This window comes from bacterium (assembly GCA_016716565.1).
In the GTDB taxonomy this organism is placed as follows: Bacteria; Bacteroidota; Ignavibacteria; order Ignavibacteriales; family Ignavibacteriaceae; genus IGN2.
The window spans coordinates 429,571-448,083 of sequence record JADJWC010000002.1; the positions used below are offsets into that span (position 1 = coordinate 429,571).

Genomic DNA, 18,513 nt, shown 5'->3' on the forward strand with positions numbered 1-18,513 from the left:
CACTCTGCGCTTAAAAAGTTCTAATAGCTTTTGCAGGTTTAAGTTTGATTGCTTTGATAGCAGGATACATTGCTGAAAAAACCGCTGTTAATAAAATCATAACCGTAATTGATAAGTAAAAAGTAGCTGGCAGAATCGGATAGAGTATTGTCCCCAATCCCCACTCAGATAATCCGGCTGCAAATGCCGAAAGATTTATCCCTGCAGAACCAAAATATGTTATCGTGATAATTGCTAATATCATCCCGACGATCCCGCCAACTATTGCCAGTGTTATCGTTTCCAGAATAACCATCAAGAAAACTTTCTTCCTTTTCATTCCGATTGCCATCAGAACACCAAACTCTCTCACTCTTTCAAGAACAGACATTAGCATTGTGTTCGTTATTCCAAATAGTAATGCGAAAAGAATTACTCCCATAAAAATGCTCAGCTGAAGTCCAATCATTTCATCCATTAACTTAAGTTCAGGTGCAAGTTCCTTCCAGCTTTTGACTGAAAGATAATCATAGCTCTTTGCCAGATTAGTATAAAGTGAATCAACATTCTCGGAGGAATTTAATCTTACTACTATTTCATGACATATAGGTTGCGAAGCGATGAGAGAAAGAATATCGTTTTCTTTTATAAAAACCGTGGAGCGATCAAACATCGTTGATTCAGTACGAAAAATTCCTGTTACTCTAAATGCTCCATAGATAATTGATCCATCCAATCCCTGAAAACTTAAAACGACTTTAGACTTCTCTTTTAGACCTAGATTTTCAGCTAGCTTATATCCCAGTAAAATTTGATTTTGAATATTATCCGAAAAATATTTCCCAACTATAATATTATTGTGAACTGAAGTTACTTTCATTTCATCCTGCGGTTGAATTCCTGTAATTCTGACTCCACCGGAAGATGTTGCGGATGAAATCATTCCCTCAATAATAAGTCTTGAGGAAACACCTGTAACATTTGGCTGTGATTTGATGTCTTTAAGTATGTTAAGAGTTGAAGGAATTGTGTCAGTCAGAAGTTTATCATCCTCAAATGTTTTTGTATGAATTTGTATGTGACCGAGATCTCGGTCTATAGTTGTGTTTATTAGTGACTCACCCATCCCAAACATAATTGCAGAAGTAAATAACCCGCAAAGTAACCCAACAGCAATAGCAGCTATAATAATCAGGCTTCTTCTTTTGTTCCTCCAGATATTTCTCCAGGCAAGAATTAATAACATATCAACCTCTCATAGCTTGGACTGGCTTAATTTTCCTGATAAAGTTTATAGGATACAATCCTGAGACTAAGGCTATTGCCAGAACCGTCCAAACCTGGGCAATAAACATCCCGGGATAAATTGCAAACGGAAGAATCGGTTCAAAACCCCATGCAAGAATAGCGTCAGCCATTTCTCCGGTTAAAGGAATTGGATGACTGACAAAATAAATTAACAAAGGCAGGCTTATTATAGCACCTGTAAATACACCAATAAAAGAAATGAAAATTGTTTCGAGTGTAGTTACTAAATATAGTTTCCATTTTTTCATTCCAACCGAAATAAGAATACCAAATTCCTTTACGCGCTCAGCTGTCATCATCATTATAGTTCCGAAAATTCCGAATGCAATTACTACGTAAAGAATTCCAAGCATAATTATTCCCTGTGCATTATCAATTTGAATTGACTGTACCAACTCCGGAGAAAGTTCTTTCCAGGTCATCACATCATAATTATCTTTTTGCTTTTCATCCTTCATTTCAAAAAGTGAACTGACCTGATCTCTTATTTCATCTACCTTTTTTGGATTTTTAATCATAATCGATAAAGAAGTTAATCTGTCCGGCGCAGAATAAATCCATTGAGCATAAGGGATACTGAGATAAGCAAAGGATTTATTTTGTGATGGCAGAGTGAATTTTGCAATTCCTTCAACTTGGATTAGTTCGGCTGCTGTTACTCCATACATTCCTTGACCATAAATAAGAACTGAATCACCAATATCAACTTTTAATAATTCTGCAAGTCCCTCGGCAAGAATAATTCCTCTGGAATCATTTGTGGGATATTTACCTTTTATGATTTTCTCTTTTAATGATGTAAGCTTATTTTCTTCTTGCGGATCAATCCCAACGATTTGGGCGACTTTAGTTACCTGTCCATATGATACCAGAGAAAAAGTCTCTAACCGTTTTACTGTAAAATCAACTCCTTCTATCTGATTTATCTTATTAATTTTTTCATCATCCAGAATCATACTTTCTTCAAGAGATCTTTTTTCCCAGTAATCTTTTCCCTGTACCTGGATATATCCTGTGTACATTCTGACCGAAGAATTAATCATATAATCGTAATATCCGGTCTGCATTGAACGCATAAGAAGTGCTAGAATTACAGCAAAGAACACTGAAGATGCTGCTATTAAAGTTCGCCGTTTATTGCGCCAGAGATTTCTCCATGCCAATATTATATATGTCAGCATATTTATCTTACACGCTTCATATTTTGTTCTGAAAAGAAACTTTCATCAATTTTATAGTTGAATTCAATTGTGGTGTATTCCATAATTGTTTTATTCCCAGGTTTATCAACCGGTATCATTTCCCAATATGATAAAATATTTCTTCCCCCCATTTTCTTTGCTTTACTTCCGATGAAGGATTTAATGAGAATATTATCTTCGTCATAATAATCTGCCTGAACTTGCAGATAGCTTCCTTTTGCAATCCAAGTAATTATTTTTCCCCAGACAACTCCTGCTTCGGGTTTTGGGATCATTTCAATTTTGTAACAATCGTATCCCTTTAATTTTTCTTCGTCGATTAGTGTGTGATTATAATCATTTACAACGGAGGATTGACGAACGAGATCATCATTTGTAAAGTCCGAGCCCATCCAGGATTGAAGCATCATTGATGGGGGAATTTTTATTACTCTTTGTGCAGACGGCAGCCAGTTCCAGACTTCATTTTTTCTTTTTAGAGTAACACTTCCTTTGTCTCTTGCAGGTTCTGTAATATATATTAGAGCATAGTCGGGCTCCAATGCCCAGACTTTCATTCCCATTGTACGTGACCAGTCTGGTTTTTCAATTGTCATCTTTAACTCTGAATAACTGCTGTTTGAACGCATGAGCTCATCAGCTTTTTGTACTATTTCTTTTGCATCCTGCGCGTTTGCAGTTGATATTAACAGTGTTATTATAATTATAAAATTTTTCATAAGTCTTTTCTTTCTTTCAGCAGGTTTTCTAAATAAAAACAAAGAATTATTATAAGAAACAAGTTTGTTAAATACGACATTGTTGGGCAGATTTTTTTCCATCAATTAAAATGTTTTCTGGTTGAAAGATATATTTTTATTTTTGCACACAGGAAAGTTAAAAATTCAATTTAAACTAAAAGAAATTTAAGGAAGTTAATATGCCAAATCCACTTATTTCTCATATAGAGATCCCATCAACAGATCTCAATACCTCATCTGATTTTTTTAAAAAAGTTTTTGATTGGGATTTTAAACCTTTTGGGAATGGGTATTTACTGTACAATAATCATCAGGGGATTATGGCAGGAATTAGAAAAGTTGAATCAGTAGCTAAGGGTGAATGCACAACTTTTCATGTAACGGTCGATAATTTGGAACAGGTATTAGAGAAAATAAAAGCTGCAGGAGGTCACATCAAAAGAGGGAAAACTACAATCCCTGCTATGGGATGGTATGCAGTTATATCAGATACAGATGGCAACAGCATCGGTCTATATCAGAAAAGCTAACCAAAATTAAAAATATTTTTGATTTAAAGCAGATTAAACTGCGACAACGGGCTCTTCTTCTGTTTCCACAATACGATAAGTATGATTTATTGTCATTGCTTTTTTGAGCATTGCCGAAACACCGCAGTATGTTTCAGTAGAAAGTTCTATTGCTCTTTCAACATCTTTATGTTGTATTCCTTTCCCATAAAAGACATACTCGAGGTCAATGTGACTGAATACTTTTGGATGCTCTTCAGTTTGCTGTGCTGTAATGTTAATTTCAAAATCAGTCAGTTTAACTCTCTTTTTTTGAAGGATGCTCACTACATCACTCCCGGTGCATCCGGCTAAAGCCATTAAAACTAATTCCTTTGGTCTTACACCTGCATTACTTCCACCTAATTTTTCCGGTCCATCCATTGTAATCCAGTGATTTGATTCCCCTCTGGCAGCGAGTGTTAATCCTTTTACTTGTTTCAGGTAAACTTTTTTAGTTTCCATTTTTCCCTTTCTTCAGAAATATGTGAATTTATAGTAGTATGATGCTATCATTTTTAATTAGATTCTTTCAATTAAGGTTATTATAGAACAATATAATCGGAGCGATTGTTCAATTTTGAATTATTACCCATACCAGGTCAAATAAAATTATTCTTGTTGATTATCTAGAATAATGGAACTATCCGGCAATATGTTATGTTATCAACTATGTAATTCTAACACAAATTAAAATGGAGAAAAAATGAAAAGAATATCAATATCCTTATTTGCAATTGTAACATTGTTCACTACTTCAATTTTGGCACAATACGATACAAAAATGGTATCCAAAGCAGTAAAGAACGATATCGTTCAGACAGCAATCAGTGCCGGTAATTTTACAACTTTAGCAACTGCATTGACAGAAGCTGGTCTCGTTGATGCATTAAAAGGCGATGGTCCCTTTACAGTATTTGCACCAACAGATGATGCTTTCAAGAAATTACCGGAAGGTGCTCTTGAAGGATTATTAAAAGATAAAGATGCATTAAAGAATGTTCTGCTATACCACGTTGTTGCTGGAAATGTAAGTTCAAAAGATGTTGTGAATCTGGATAAAGCAACAACTCTTAACGGTTCAGATATTAAGATTAAGACAGTTGATGGCAAAGTAATGATTAACGATTCCCAGGTTACAGGTGCTGATGTGCAGGCTTCTAACGGGATTATACACGTAATTGACACAGTTTTACTCCCCCCTACTAAATAGCCCCCTATGTGGATGATGAAGAGACCCCGGAGTGATGACCCGGGGTTTTTTATTTTAATTCAGCAGTTACATTCTTTATTAAATTCCACGCATCCTCAATGTGTCTTCTCTCGTGCCTGATGCTTCCGATTGTCAATCTGATTACAAACTTGACATTAAGTTTTGTGTGAGATAAAAATATTTTTCCTGAAGAATTTATTTTTCCAATAACTTCTCATTCAATTCATTTAGTTCCTGATCTGTTTTATTCCGTGCATTATATCTGAAACAAACTGTTGAAAAAGGAACAGGTGCCATTCGTTCAAAATCTTTTTCATCGTCAATCCATTTAGCAAATTCCTGAGCTAGTATAATGTGAGCTTTTATTCTTGAAGCCAATCCTTCAACTCCGAAATATCTGATAATAAACCAAAGCTTGAGTGAACGAAATCTTCTTCCCAATTGAATTCCGTAATCCATCAGGTTTTCTACTTCATCATCCTGTTTAGTCTTCAAATATTCTGGGATAAGACTGAATGCCTGCTTTAATATTCCAGGTTTGCGAGTAAAGTAAATACTCAGATCCATTGGTGTGAACATCCATTTATGGGGATTGATGACTATTGAATCTGCTCGCTCCCACCCTTTTGTAATCCATTTCATTTCGGGAATCATTGCAGTAACTCCGGCATAGGCTGCATCGATGTGAAGCCAAAGATTATGTTTTTCACAAATTGCCGCTATCTCTTCAACCGGATCTACACTTGTTGAAGATGTTGTCCCAACTGTTGCAACAACGCAGAAAGGTTTCCATCCATTTTTAATATCTACTGTAATTGCTTCATCAAGTTTTTGGGGAATCATTTCGAACTTATCATTCACTGGAATTTTTCTTATTCCTTCCAAACCAATTCCCAATGTCAACGCACCTTTTTCAATTGATGAGTGCGCTTGTTCTGAACAATACATCCTGAGTCTTGGAATATCATGTCTTCCAGCCATTCCTTTTTCTCTGAAACCGAGATTTAGCTGCTCACGTGCAGATGCAATCGCGTGCATCGAGCTTGTTGAAGCTGTGTCGTAAATAATTCCCCAATAATTTTCGGGCAATCCAACCATCTGTCTGAACCAGTTCATCATTGCTCTTTCGTGCTCGGTAAAAGCAGGAGATGTTTTCCAGAGCATGCCGTTTATGCCCAAAGCTGCTGTTAAAAACTCAGCTAAAATTCCCGGACCGCTTGATGTTGAGTTGAAGTAAGCCATAAATCCGGGATGATTCCAGTGAGTAATTCCATCCATCAAAATTTTATCAACATCATTTAAAACTTTTTCAATCTCTTCACCACTCTGCGGCGGCGAATTAGGAATTTGCTTTGAAATATCACCGGGATTTACCTGTGAAAGCGGCGGAAATTTTTCAATATCATTTAAGTAATCAGCAATCCAGTCAACTAACTGATGACCAGATTTTCGAAATTCTTCTATAGGCATGTCTGACATAGTGTGCTTCCTTGAATTTATAAATTCGTGCATTCGTGGCTAACTATTATTGCCACGAATCTGCCTAATAGCAGACAAGTTCACGAATAATTTCATTCGAAAAATAAGAAATGAATTTGTCTTTATTCACTCTGCAATATTTAATAAGTTAATACAAACGATAATATTAATTTTCCCTCAATCAATTAAATGATGAATAAAATTCTTTTATTAACAATATCGGTAATCCTGCTCATTTTAATTTCTTGCACTGAGAAGTTGCCGCTTGATAAAGATTTGACTAAGAAAAACTATAACTTGATTAATCAGGATGGTGAAGAAGTAATATTTCCTAATGTCATCAAAGGCAACATAACAGTAATTGGATTTATCTTCACGCACTGTCCCGATATTTGTCCGATGACAACACACAATATGTATTTAACAGAAAAGCAATTGAAAGAAGACGGAATTAACGATGTGAATTTTGTTGCGATCAGTTTTGATCCGGAAAGAGATTCACCAGAAGTGCTTAAAAAATTCGCCGAAGCACGTGAGCTTGATTTTAAGAGCTGGAAATTGCTAACTGGTGAAAAGAAAATAATTACAGAATTATTAAAAAGATTCGATGTAAAAGCTATCAAAACGGACGAGTTCACAGATGCAGAAGGTAATTATGAGTACTCGATGATGCACACGGATAGAATATCTTTGATAGATGAGAATTCAAGATTAAAGAAAAACTACAAGGGCAGCACATTGAATATTGAAGAATTAGTCAAAGACATAAAAATATTAAAGGATTAATCATGAACATCTTATTAGCAATTTTATTCGTTCTCTTTCTACCTGAAGACAAAATAAAAATTAATAACCCGTGGATGAGACCCTCATCAGAAAAAATGGCAACGGCTCTTTATTTTGTAATCGAGAATAAATCTGAAACACCAGACACACTTTACCAGGTTGATTCTGATTTGGCAGAACGAGTTGAAATTCACGAGACATACTCTGAAGGTGAAATGATGGGCATGCGCAAAGTGGATATGATAATAATCGAAGGTAAAAGTTCTTTTGAACTAAAACCAGGTGCTCATCACATCATGCTGATGAAGTTGAAGAAAGATATTAAAGATGGTGATGAAGGAGAGTTTGTACTTCACTTCAAGCAGGCGGGTAAGATTAAAATCACCGCTGTAGCAAAGAAACCGAAATAAGTTTAATTGATAGGATTAACCAAAATCTAGCACAGATTACTCATCTGTGCTACGAAAATTGCGGATCTTTACTTTTCAAAAAACTCTTCAGAATATCTCTTCCAGTTAATATCATCCAGTTTTTCCATCTCGCCTACAAAGATTGCACCTTCCGGTTCAAGTTCAGCTTCTTTACTTGTCATAGTTTTCTTTTTTATTGCCTGAAGTCTTTCAATTTCTTCCTGGTAAAACGAAACTGCTGCTTTCCCGATTTTCATTGCCGGAAGTTCTGAATCAAGCTCATCAGCATCAATTTCACAGATGAAATTTTTATCGTATGGTGAGAACTCGAGTGAATCCAGCTCATTGTTAATAAATTTATTTATTTCTTTAACTTTACCGCTGACAGGCGACTTAAATGAAATCCTCCTCTGTCCCTGTGTTATTGTAAACAAAGACTGACCTTTTTTTACAGGCATACCAAGATTCGGTAGACCAATAGAATCTACTTTTCCGATAATCTTTTTCGCAAAATCATCAATTCCAACTTTAACTGTTCCTTCTTCACCAACATTAGCCCAGCAATGTCCTTCAGAAATAAATACACCTCCCGGTATCTGGAACTCAGGAGCCTTGAAACCAGCAACTTCTTTAAGATGTGTAATGTGTACTTTCGGTTTCAGCATTTTGCTGATTCTGTCTTCCCGCTTGATAAGTAATTTTTTAACAAACTCTAAAAGCTCATCTTCAGTAAATGGCTTCTGAACATAATCCATCGCACCGAATTTCATACACTCAACGGCCGTTTCAACAGTAGCGAAACCGGTGATGATTACAACATCAATATCAGGACGAAGATGCTTTACAGATTTTGTTACTTCTAGCCCATCCATTTCAGGCATCTTTAGATCTGTAAATACAAAGTCGTATGAGTGGGTCTGGATTAATCCCAGAGCTTCTTTTCCGTTTTCAACTGTGTCAACGCAGTATCCGTCAAGCACAAGAATTCTTCTGAAGCTGTCGAGAATAACTGATTCATCATCAACACACAGGATTCTTGCTTTGGGATTTTCTACTTCAGCACGCTTGAGAGTTTTTGCTTCCCTGCTGTAATCAAGATTGAGACTTACTTTAAGTGCCTCTTCTCTTTCCTGATGTACTTTCTTTTCTTTTACTCTCTTTGCAATATATCTGATTGTGATATCAGCAATGATGAAAACGATTACGGCTAAAACAAATAGTGCCATTGTAACTCCCTGTTATAATTTCGTAAAATATTTTTTTCTACTGTTCAAATATAGTTCACTACATCCTGTCTGATGCAAATGGAACCAGGTAATTTAAATCATACTCAATATTCGATGGAATAATTTTATAAATCCAGCCTTCGAAATAAGGATCTTTTTCGAGCAGGTTTATATCATTAATTATTTTTTCATTTCTTTCGATAATTCTTCCGCTTATTGGTGAAAGCAAACGATGAGCAAGTTCATCATCAGTCAGCAGATTTGCACAACTATCCCCCTGAATAATTTCATCGTCATTTTCCATTAATTCAATCTTTACCAGTTTTTCAATTGTTTCGAGGAACAAATCGGTGGCTCCAATTACAGAAATGCCTTCTGTTTCAAGATTCATCCAGCTAAGATTGCCCAATCGTTTATACTTTGGTGGACCTGGTACATACGATAGAGACGATTTATCATTACGAAATTTTGCCTCCTCGATGCCTTTTTGAATACGATGATATTTTATTCCTCTGTTAATCGAACTATTTAATTCCTCAAACGTAAACGGCTTCGGGACAAAGTCAATTGCGCCTTTGTAAAGCGATTTTACTGCATTCTCGACTGTTGAAAATCCTGTAATCATTATTACTGGAGTCGGAATTTTTCTTTTCTGTATTTCGTCCAGAAAAGTGAATCCATCCATGTGAGGCATCATTATATCGCACAGGATTAACGAATAGTCCTTATTCGATAATTGTTTCAATGCTGCAGAAGCATCATTATTGGAATCAACCTGAAATCCTTCCGCCGAAGCAATTCTTGATACGGCATTGAGAATCACCTGCTCATCATCTATGATCAATATTTTTTCGTTCTTAAACATTCGTCCATTAGTTTGTGTAATTCAAAGGCAGAAGTATTGTAAAAGTTGTTCCTTTGCCAACTTCACTTTCCACGTTTATTGTCCCATCGTGATTATCAATTATTCCCCAGATAACTGCCAATCCAAGTCCCGTTCCTTTCTGACCCTTTGTGCTGTAAAATGGTTCGAAAATTCTTGGTAAATCTTCCTTCGAAATACCCGAACCATTATCAGCAATTTTTATTTCAATATAATCTCTTACACCTGCTTCATCCACAAAAGCCCAACGTTGCCAATCGCATTTTGGATTTATACAGCCTTCAAACATTCCCTGTGGAGGGATTTCAAATGAGTAAATAGTACTATTACATTTTGGACAGGTTGATTCTTTGTCAATAACTGAAATGTTACACTTTGGACAGGATATCTGCACTTGCTCAGAATTTTTTATCGCGATTCCATATTTATCTCTATTCTTTCCGTAGATCGGATCGAGGTTGACGAATCCTTCTTTTCCATTCTGAACGATCTTTAATTTCACACTCGGTTTGCCATCAATTTTTACTTCTTCATTCATCAGCGAATGTCTCTTTGAACAAACAGCATTTTTAATCTGAAGTGTGCCGTACGGCGAAAGGCTGATCATTCTGGAAGAAACTGATATCCTTCCATCTCTTTCCTGCATAGCATCTGAAGCATTCACTAATAAATTAATAAACACCTGCTGCATCTGGTTGGAATCAATTTAAAGAGAGGAATGTTCTCCTCAAGATTTTTTTCAAGTTTTATATGCTTCATCGAAAGCTGGTTATCAACTACACCAATTGCATTGTTTATTATTTCATTAATGTTTGCGTTACTCTTTTTCGGCACTGACTGACGTGCAAAGTCCAATAAACTTTTTACGATTTCCCTGCTTCGCTTGGTTTCTCTTACAATCACTTTTAAATCTTCCTGAAGTTCAGGATCATTTACTCTTTTTAAAAGGAAACTGCTGTAAGTAAGTACTGCTGTTAACGGGTTATTGATTTCGTGAGCAACACCAGCGGCCAGCCTTCCCATTGATGCCATTTTATCTGATTGAAAAAGTTGCAATCGTGCATCAGCAAGTTTTTGCGTCATATTGTTGAAAGATTTTGCAAGCAAACCAAGTTCATCTGAACCCAAATCTTTAATAGAATAATTTAAATTTCCCGTACCTACCTGCTCAGTTGCATTGACGAGCTCATTAACCGGTTTTTCAATCCACTTTCGCACAAATATTCCAATGATCAAGCTCAACAGTGCTATCGCAATCAAAGCGAAAATAATTGAGCGAAACTCACTGCTTGCAATTTGTGCATCAACTTCCTTCAAACTCAATTTAACATCGAGAACGCCGAGGACTTTCTGTTCAGCAGGATGAACATGACAATCTGCTTCCCAGCAGGATGGTTCATTGTAAATTGGATTAATTGTGCCAAGTATTCTTGATGAATCCTGAGGTGAATCATAAATTCTCATCCGGTCTTCCATCGGCAAACGTTCCAACGGTTTATTTGCGGTATGACATCCATAACAGGCTTCAGCATTTTTATCTACCATCTCTCCAATGAATTCTTTCTGCGAAGAAAAAATTATAGAACCTTCTTTATTAAAAATTCTGATTTCCTGAATGCCCGGTTCCTCTGAAATCGTATTAATTATCATGTGCGTTTCATCGGTTCTGTTTTCGAGCATGCTAAGGTGAGTACTGTTACGGATTGTTTCACTCAATTTATTCGCATAGCCTTCCGCTTGTGCGATGAGTTCGTTTCGCTGCGCCTGTATGCTGAAAAATGAATAGACGCTTATGATGGCAACTGTGACGATTCCAACGGTCAGGATCAGCTTAAGACTTATTTTCGTGAATGCTTGTTTAAACTTCATCATCACTTAATCTGCTAAAATTATTTCACCTGTTTACCAGGCTTGTTCTGTGGATAGCTCATATCATCATGACAACCTTCGCAGGAAGGATTCTTTGAGTAATCATTATTTTCATGACAATCAGTACAATCAAATTCAATGTGCATTTCATCAAGAATTAATCCGGTTACTTTATGATTGAAATTAGAAGAATCCCAAGCCTGATGACAGCTACTACAGGAACTACTCAAACCTGTAAAGACTGTTTTGCGTTGATGACAGCTCGAGCAGTTTAATTTTGAATGATAACTTTTTAACTCAAATCCGGTTCTCGCAAGATGATTGAAAGGAGCCATCTCTTTTGTTGAGTGACAGCTTTCACAATCTTTTTTGGATTTTGTATCGTGACAGCTTGAACAATTTTTATGAGCTTCTTCAATTGATATTTTTTTTACTTTTTTATCGGGTTCATCAGAATGACATTTAGCACAACTTTCTTCCTGATGACAGCTTTTACAATCCAACCCATAAATATCCGTGTGTTCGTTATGATAGAATGTTACTAGCTTTCCTTTTTCGTGAGAAGTATTGTAAACAAGTTTAGTCGGAGCTTTTATTTCCGGATGAACCCGGGTCAACTGATAATCTTTTCCTGTATATGCAGATTTGCCGCTGGAGTTTAATTCATGGCAGCTTTCACACGCAACATCATTACTCCATTCATTGTGACAATCCATACATTGCCTGTGGTACGCACCTTTCAAATCCGGTTTGGAGATATCTGTTCTTTGCCTTGCGGGTTCATGACAATCATCACAGCCGATCACATCTCCGGGAGGATTATAATGATGACACATTTCGCAACCGCCGGACATTTCCGACATTTCTGCATGAATCCTGTGCGAAAAGATAACAGGTTCATATAAATCCTGCACACTCTTCAACTTATCCATCTTAATGACTGCAGGAGATTTTGAAGGTGACATATAAACCGTCATCATTTTTTCGCGGGGACAATCAATCAAACAGGGATTCGATTTGGTCGGAGTCTCACAAGCATGACAAAGACTGCAATTAAACTTTAATTGTGAATGATCCTGTGCAACCGCTGGAACGCTCAATAAAAGAACTGAAATAAAACTGACTGATATTTTTATAAAAGTTTTCATCATGCACCTTTAATTGCATATTTAGTTTTTCTCAAAGCACTTTTTACAGGTAAGCTGATAATCGGGAAAATCATAACGAATGCACGATAGACTAATATCTCGAGAGCAACGAAACCGATCGTTACAGAAATTTCTCCTATTGATGGAAAGTATGAAGTTTCTGTATAAGGTGGATTATAAGCGATGATATAATTATTGAACCGGTTAAAGACGACTCCAAATATCACGAGCATAGAAGCAATATATAATCCCGTTGTAGACTGCCTCACAGAAGCAGACAAAAACATTCTCAATGGTATAATCACTCCTAAAACAATTTCAATTGTGAACATTATACTGGGCAGAGTAAGTTCAGTAAGATAAACGAATGATTCTCTTATGAACATATCTCCTATTTTTGCTGCCAAATAGATTCCAAGAATAGGCCCAACAAATCTTGAGAGACTTGTCAGCACATCTTTTTCAGGTTTTAGTCCAAATGATTTTGAAGAAGTGAGTGATTCCATAATTACCATCGGAAATCCAACAGAAAAAGCTGAGAGTAAAAACAAAAGTGGTAATACCGGAGTCTGCCACAACGGATGCATCTTCTCACCAGCTATAATCATTAACGTACCGAGTGAAGATTGATGCAGGCAGGAAAGAACCACTCCAGCTATTATGAAAACGAACATAAATTTGTTTAATGTCCGATCCAAAAATCTCAATATGCTGTCAACAATTTTATTTAACCCTGATAAAATTCCGGGAAGATTTACCCTTCCGATAAATCTCTCGGTAACTATTGGCAGAAACTCTATGTAAAGAACACTTAAGTACACCATTACACAAATGCCAACTTCAAACAGTGCGGAGTTGCCATTCCACATAACCAGTGGATGCCATACATAGTACCATCTTCCTATATCTGTAACAACACTTAATGCTACGAATGTGTAACCCAGCATTGCTGTTAAAAGCGCAGGCCTGATTAGCACTTCGTACTTATCACGATGCCAGATATGACCTAATGCTGCAGTTGTAAAACCTCCGGCTGCCAATGCAACACCAGTAGCTACATCAAGGCCAATCCAGATCCCCCATGGAAAATATTGATTTAAGTTTGTAACAAACCCAAGTCCAAATATGAACCTCAAAGCAAGAAATACTAACCCAATTAGCGCAATGACCGAAATAAAAATAACCGACGGAGTAAAATATTTATGTTTGATTGGAGTCGGCTGAAATTCGTGTTCCATTATTTGCCCTCCTCTTTGCTATCTTTATTTTTTGAGACCCACATTATTCCACCAAGCAAAGCATATAGTGCAATTGGAGGAACAAAATATGCAAATATTCCATGCTGAATTGATTCAGAAACTCCGGGAGCTGGTTTATCTCCTAATTTCGGAAAATCCAACTCGTTAAATTCTCTGTTTGCAAGATACATCCACGAAGTACCTCCAACTTCAGTGAAACCATAAATCTTGTTTATATATCTGTCCGGGTAAAGTTCGATTCTTTTCTCTGCAGTTTCAATAAGGTTTCTTCTCTTTCCATAAGTAATAGCTTCTACCGGACAAATTTCAACACAAGCTGGAAGCAAACCCCCTTTTGTTCTTTCAATACAGAAATCACATTTATTTATGTTAGGTTGAATTGCTTTTTCATATTCAAATGTCGGAACCTGAAATGGACAAGCAACCATGCAATAGCGACATCCGATACACATACTTCCATCCCAAACTACCGCACCGCTTTCTTTTTTAGAGAATGCACCAACAATGCACGCTGAAACACAAGCTGGATGATCGCAATGCATGCATTGAACTTTCACATTCAATGGACTTTTCGGATTTGATAAATTTTCATACCTGTTAACAACTGTATACGATTCATTTGCTGGTCTTCGCATTTTCTCGAAAACGCTTTCATCATCGTAGCTTTCAAGATCGCCTGCTGGAATATCGTGTGCAGTTTTACAAGCCCACTCGCATCGTCTGCATCCTATGCACACAGTTGTATCAACAAGAACACCCATTCTGTCCTCGAAAAGTTCTGACTTTGATTGTGCTAATAACTTTTTTGCAGGTATGCCTGAAACGGTTGCACCAACTACCCCCAAAGTTTTCAGGAAGTTACGACGGTTCAATTCTCCCATAATGACCCCATTATTGTTTGGATTTGATCTCTAGAGTTTTTTACAACCCTTGCAAAATCGTACCAATGATGCCACCTGAACTAATTGGGAAATGTTTAGAAAATCTGTAAAAATATCTGATTTTATCCAGAAGATTTTCAAGAATTAATTGTCAATTGTTAAGCATCTCTTATTTGTGAAAAATTAATAAATGCTGATTGGCAATATTGAGAATTAATTGTGGCAATTATTTTGTTACGAATAATGGAGATTTAAGGAATGAATTCAGAATTCAGGCAAATAATTACGTCTATGAGTTATGAATTTAGATTATGTTTTCTTCCGCAGCGGGGACAGAATAGTTCAGTCTTTTGGAAATCCGGTGGAATTTTTATTTTCAATCCACAGGAACAATCGATAAATGAGTAGTTGTTCACTTTCATCATAATATCTCCTGTATCTCTTTTCGTTTGTTTATTTAAACCGAGTGTAACAGGAGTAATTGAAGCTTCCTTTAATCCTATAGTAGTCTGATCAGCTAAACCTGAAGAAGGTATTATTGGTAAATTGCTTTTTTTTATTTTGTTGAATGCATTCTGATAATCAATATAGTTTGCACCACCGGACATACTTCTGAGAATTCTAACTCTCTCTGAAATCGGAGGATGTGTGCTTGTGAGATTAGATAGTTTTTGTCCCTTCGGCTTCAGTGGATTAGCAATGTACATTGGGGCAGTAACTTTATTAGCGGTCTTTAACTCTTCAGTTGAGTTTGCAATTTTTTCAAGAGCGGATGCTAAACCTTCCGGATATCTAGTGTAACGAACTGCAGATGCATCAGCAAGATATTCTCTTTTTCTTGAGATGGCAAAATAAAGTAGTTGTGCTAGTATCGGTGCAAGTATTGCAAACACGATTGCGACAATCATAATTATCATTTGTCCCTGTCCGCTGCTTTTGGAAGATTTTGAGGTGTATCTTCCTCCGCCAAACCAAAGACTCCGCAGAAAAACTTCTGAGATCAGAACAATACTGCCGAGCATAATTCCGGCAAAAGTCATAAACAAAACATCGCGGTTAACAATGTGTGAAACTTCGTGAGCAACAACTCCCTGAAGTTCATCTCTGTTCAATCTTGCGAGAAGACCTGCAGTAACTGCAACTGCGCTGTTTTCAGGTTTCACTCCTGTTGCAAAAGCATTTGGTGCAGCTTCATTGATAATATAAACTTTAGGCATCGCTGGAAGACTTGCAGAGATTTTCATCTCTTCAACAATATTAAAAAGTTGAGGATGAACTTCCTTCGTTACTTCTTTTGCACCACTTACTGCAAGAAGAATTTTACTTCCGCTGAAGTAGCTGATGAGTGATAGAATTCCCCAGATAACGAACGCAAAAAACATCCCGATGAATCCTCCGCCATCGGGATAATATGCACTTCCGAAAAAATATCCGAGAAGTAAGAGAGTTAATCCAAGAGAGAAGAAAAGGATCAACGACTTACGTCTGTTAGCTTCGATTAATTCCCACATTAAGAATCAACCTTTTTACAACTCAAGATTGAATGATTGGATGATTTGAGCCACAGGCTCATCAGCCTTTGGTTGAGAATAATTGAATAAAAATATATTGTCACCATCGATTACGATTTATTTAGTTATTGGTTATTTGTTAATGGTAATAGTTTATTAGTTGCTGGTTTTAGTTTGTAGTTGGAAGAACCAAAACTGAAGACTATTGGACTAAGACTAAAAACTAACAAACAAAAAACTAACTTTCAGAAACTAACTTTCGGCACTTCTCTTTCTTTTGCGTCTTCAACCTGGAAGAATTCTTCCTGTAAAAACTTGAACATACCAGCTATGATATTCGATGGGAACATCTGGATCTTGTTGTTATAAAACAGAACCTGATCATTATAGCTCTGTCTTGCAAAAGAAATTTTATTTTCTGTTGAAGTAAGCTCTTCCTGCAAAGCAAGGAAATTTTGATTTGCTTTCAGGTCGGGATAATTTTCAACCTGAACACGAAGCTGTCCGAGTGCACCGCTCAGCAATCCTTCTGCCTGTGCCTTTTCACCGACTGTCGAAGCATCCATTGCCTGGCTGCGGTACTTTGTGATATTTTCCATTATTTCGCGTTCGTGCTTCATATAACCTTTTACGGTTTCAAGCAGATTCGGAATAAGATCGTGTCTTCTTTTCAACTGAACATCTATCTGCGACCAGGCATTCTTTACTCTGTTCCTCAATTGAATCAGCGAGTTGTACATTGAAATAACAAACAATACAACAACTGCAATTAAAACCAGCACTATTATTAAACCGGTCATTTGCTTCCTCCATTATTTTGGGATGAATTTTCAAACATATCTTTTAAAAGATTAATTATTTTATTCTTTTTATTCACTGAGCCGAACTCAACAACTTTCTTAAGCTCACCTTTATCGAACCAGATACCGTGATTCTTTCTGCACTTATCAACAACTACTTTTCCCTTTTCTCCAATCTCAGACTTTTTCATTTGTTTTCCGCAGATGGGACAATCATAGCTTTTTTCTTTTACGTCTGCTGCTTCTTTGAACAAATTGATCAGTGCTTTTCTTTCTTCATCTGTTTCAAGAAGCAGCTCAAGCTCGCCTGCATCAAGCCAGACACCTGAACAGCTTGTGCAGTAATCAACTTCCACCTGCTCAAGCTCGAGCACAATCATTGGATCTTTACAAGCGGGGCAAAGCATTTTATTTACTAAAACAACGTGTACGAAATTCCCAGTTGCAGTGCTTCTTTAAGCTGTCTTTGAATCGATTCATCTTCATCATAAAGCAGAAGCACATTAAATGTTACTGAGACGTACTCATTCACTTTTGCCGAGATGATATTATCCCATCGCACATCCCATACACTTAAGTCATCAAAAGTGCCGAAAAGTCTCAAATAAGTATAGTAGGACATATTATCAAAGAAATCCCATTTATATTCTGTAACTGATTCAATACCGGTTTCATTTTTAAATTTTTCGATCTCACTCAAAGTTTCAACATCATCTGAATATGATGTAAACTTGTCCGTAAAAGTCTGCTTCATTCCAATACCAAGTCGTGTTGAGAAGTTTGGAATTTGATCGTACACCAAACCGATTGCTTCAGTGAGATAAAAGGGATCCATAAAATCAACTATTTGAAAAGAAGGAATACTATCATAATTATAACCCTTTGATACAGCAGTTCTTGCGGTAATACCTGCATAAGGACTAACCGCCCATCCGATATGGTAAATCAAAGTACTTTCAAAAAATATTTCGTTGTCGTTTGTTCTGTATTCTTCATCACCGAACTTTGTTCTGCCGTAGGCAAACTTCAACGAGTTTCTCCATTTCCACGGATCACCGATATAATCTAATCCGAATAAAGAAAAGAATGTAAACGATAATGAGTTCTGTCCTCCCTGCTGCCAGTTGGAAAATGCTACCTGCGAAAGATTAATTCCCACTACACCCTTTGGAGTCCAGAGGGTATCTTTCTTTACAGCAGTTGTATCCTGTGCAAAGGAGGAGAATGATATTAAGACTATCATCATTGATATTAGAATTGTTTTCATTTTT

The 18,513-nt window shown here is 36.6% G+C and carries 19 protein-coding genes and 1 pseudogene; 4 read left to right on the forward strand and 16 right to left on the reverse strand.

What is annotated here, in order from left to right:
- Positions 1-10: 10 nt before the first annotated feature.
- Genes IPM14_08685 through IPM14_08695 form a run of 3 tightly spaced genes read right to left on the reverse strand, consistent with a single transcriptional unit; the run spans position 11 to position 3,118 of the window.
- Entirely contained in the window at positions 11-1,225 is a 1,215-nt protein-coding gene (locus IPM14_08685) for an ABC transporter permease (GenBank protein MBK9098172.1), read from the reverse strand.
- Position 1,226: 1 nt separating this feature from the next.
- Entirely contained in the window at positions 1,227-2,468 is a 1,242-nt protein-coding gene (locus tag IPM14_08690; GenBank protein MBK9098173.1) for an ABC transporter permease, read from the reverse strand.
- Between the two features lie 2 nt (positions 2,469-2,470).
- Positions 2,471-3,118, reverse strand: coding sequence for an outer membrane lipoprotein-sorting protein (locus IPM14_08695; GenBank protein MBK9098174.1), 648 nt, complete (start codon positions 3,116-3,118; stop codon positions 2,471-2,473).
- 290 nt (positions 3,119-3,408) lie between these two features.
- Between IPM14_08695 and IPM14_08700 the strand changes: the two genes are divergently transcribed.
- Positions 3,409-3,759: a VOC family protein gene (locus IPM14_08700; GenBank protein ID MBK9098175.1), complete on the forward strand. Its 351-nt coding sequence runs from the start codon at positions 3,409-3,411 to the stop codon at positions 3,757-3,759.
- Positions 3,760-3,792: 33 nt separating this feature from the next.
- Here IPM14_08700 and IPM14_08705 read toward each other — a convergent pair whose 3' ends face one another.
- On the reverse strand, positions 3,793-4,242 hold the full coding sequence (locus IPM14_08705) for an OsmC family protein (protein MBK9098176.1): 450 nt from the start codon (positions 4,240-4,242) through the stop codon (positions 3,793-3,795).
- A gap of 241 nt (positions 4,243-4,483) precedes the next feature.
- Between IPM14_08705 and IPM14_08710 the strand changes: the two genes are divergently transcribed.
- Positions 4,484-4,990, forward strand: coding sequence for a fasciclin domain-containing protein (locus IPM14_08710; protein MBK9098177.1), 507 nt, complete (start codon positions 4,484-4,486; stop codon positions 4,988-4,990).
- Positions 4,991-5,039: 49 nt separating this feature from the next.
- Here the strand turns inward: IPM14_08710 and IPM14_08715 are convergent.
- A pseudogene (locus IPM14_08715) lies at positions 5,040-6,469 on the reverse strand (amino acid decarboxylase).
- A 189-nt stretch (positions 6,470-6,658) separates the two neighbouring features.
- Here IPM14_08715 and IPM14_08720 point away from each other — a divergent pair.
- Complete coding sequence (locus IPM14_08720; protein MBK9098178.1) at positions 6,659-7,255, forward strand: SCO family protein; 597 nt, start codon at positions 6,659-6,661, stop codon at positions 7,253-7,255.
- A gap of 2 nt (positions 7,256-7,257) precedes the next feature.
- Positions 7,258-7,665 (forward strand): copper chaperone PCu(A)C, encoded by a 408-nt coding sequence (locus tag IPM14_08725; protein MBK9098179.1) that lies wholly within the window; start codon positions 7,258-7,260, stop codon positions 7,663-7,665.
- Between the two features lie 68 nt (positions 7,666-7,733).
- Here IPM14_08725 and IPM14_08730 read toward each other — a convergent pair whose 3' ends face one another.
- The 11 genes from IPM14_08730 to IPM14_08780 form a co-directional block, all read right to left on the reverse strand.
- Positions 7,734-8,891: a response regulator gene (locus tag IPM14_08730; GenBank protein ID MBK9098180.1), complete on the reverse strand. Its 1,158-nt coding sequence runs from the start codon at positions 8,889-8,891 to the stop codon at positions 7,734-7,736.
- Positions 8,892-8,949: 58 nt separating this feature from the next.
- Complete coding sequence (locus tag IPM14_08735; GenBank protein MBK9098181.1) at positions 8,950-9,756, reverse strand: response regulator; 807 nt, start codon at positions 9,754-9,756, stop codon at positions 8,950-8,952.
- A 7-nt stretch (positions 9,757-9,763) separates the two neighbouring features.
- The gene (locus IPM14_08740) at positions 9,764-10,465 is read right to left on the reverse strand and encodes a hypothetical protein (GenBank protein MBK9098182.1); all 702 of its coding nucleotides are present in this window, start codon (positions 10,463-10,465) and stop codon (positions 9,764-9,766) included.
- Positions 10,438-11,646, reverse strand: a complete 1,209-nt coding sequence (locus IPM14_08745; protein ID MBK9098183.1) for a HAMP domain-containing protein — start codon at positions 11,644-11,646, stop codon at positions 10,438-10,440. Before IPM14_08745 ends, IPM14_08740 begins: the two co-directional genes overlap by 28 nt.
- A 17-nt stretch (positions 11,647-11,663) precedes the next feature.
- Entirely contained in the window at positions 11,664-12,791 is a 1,128-nt protein-coding gene (locus IPM14_08750; GenBank protein ID MBK9098184.1) for a hypothetical protein, read from the reverse strand.
- On the reverse strand, positions 12,791-14,029 hold the full coding sequence (hybB, locus tag IPM14_08755) for a Ni/Fe-hydrogenase cytochrome b subunit (protein MBK9098185.1): 1,239 nt from the start codon (positions 14,027-14,029) through the stop codon (positions 12,791-12,793). The genes IPM14_08750 and hybB overlap by 1 nt, the downstream gene beginning before the upstream one ends.
- Positions 14,029-14,931 carry a 4Fe-4S dicluster domain-containing protein gene (locus IPM14_08760; protein ID MBK9098186.1) on the reverse strand — a complete coding sequence of 301 codons (903 nt, stop codon included), beginning with the start codon at positions 14,929-14,931 and terminating at the stop codon, positions 14,029-14,031. Before IPM14_08760 ends, hybB begins: the two co-directional genes overlap by 1 nt.
- Before the next feature lie 296 nt (positions 14,932-15,227).
- Complete coding sequence (locus tag IPM14_08765; GenBank protein MBK9098187.1) at positions 15,228-16,442, reverse strand: M48 family metallopeptidase; 1,215 nt, start codon at positions 16,440-16,442, stop codon at positions 15,228-15,230.
- A gap of 245 nt (positions 16,443-16,687) precedes the next feature.
- The gene (locus IPM14_08770; protein MBK9098188.1) at positions 16,688-17,242 is read right to left on the reverse strand and encodes a LemA family protein; all 555 of its coding nucleotides are present in this window, start codon (positions 17,240-17,242) and stop codon (positions 16,688-16,690) included.
- The gene (locus IPM14_08775; GenBank protein ID MBK9098189.1) at positions 17,239-17,649 is read right to left on the reverse strand and encodes a zf-TFIIB domain-containing protein; all 411 of its coding nucleotides are present in this window, start codon (positions 17,647-17,649) and stop codon (positions 17,239-17,241) included. The genes IPM14_08770 and IPM14_08775 overlap by 4 nt, the downstream gene beginning before the upstream one ends.
- Positions 17,650-17,657: 8 nt before the next feature.
- Complete coding sequence (locus IPM14_08780) at positions 17,658-18,509, reverse strand: DUF3078 domain-containing protein (GenBank protein ID MBK9098190.1); 852 nt, start codon at positions 18,507-18,509, stop codon at positions 17,658-17,660.
- Between the last annotated feature and the right edge of the window lie 4 nt (positions 18,510-18,513).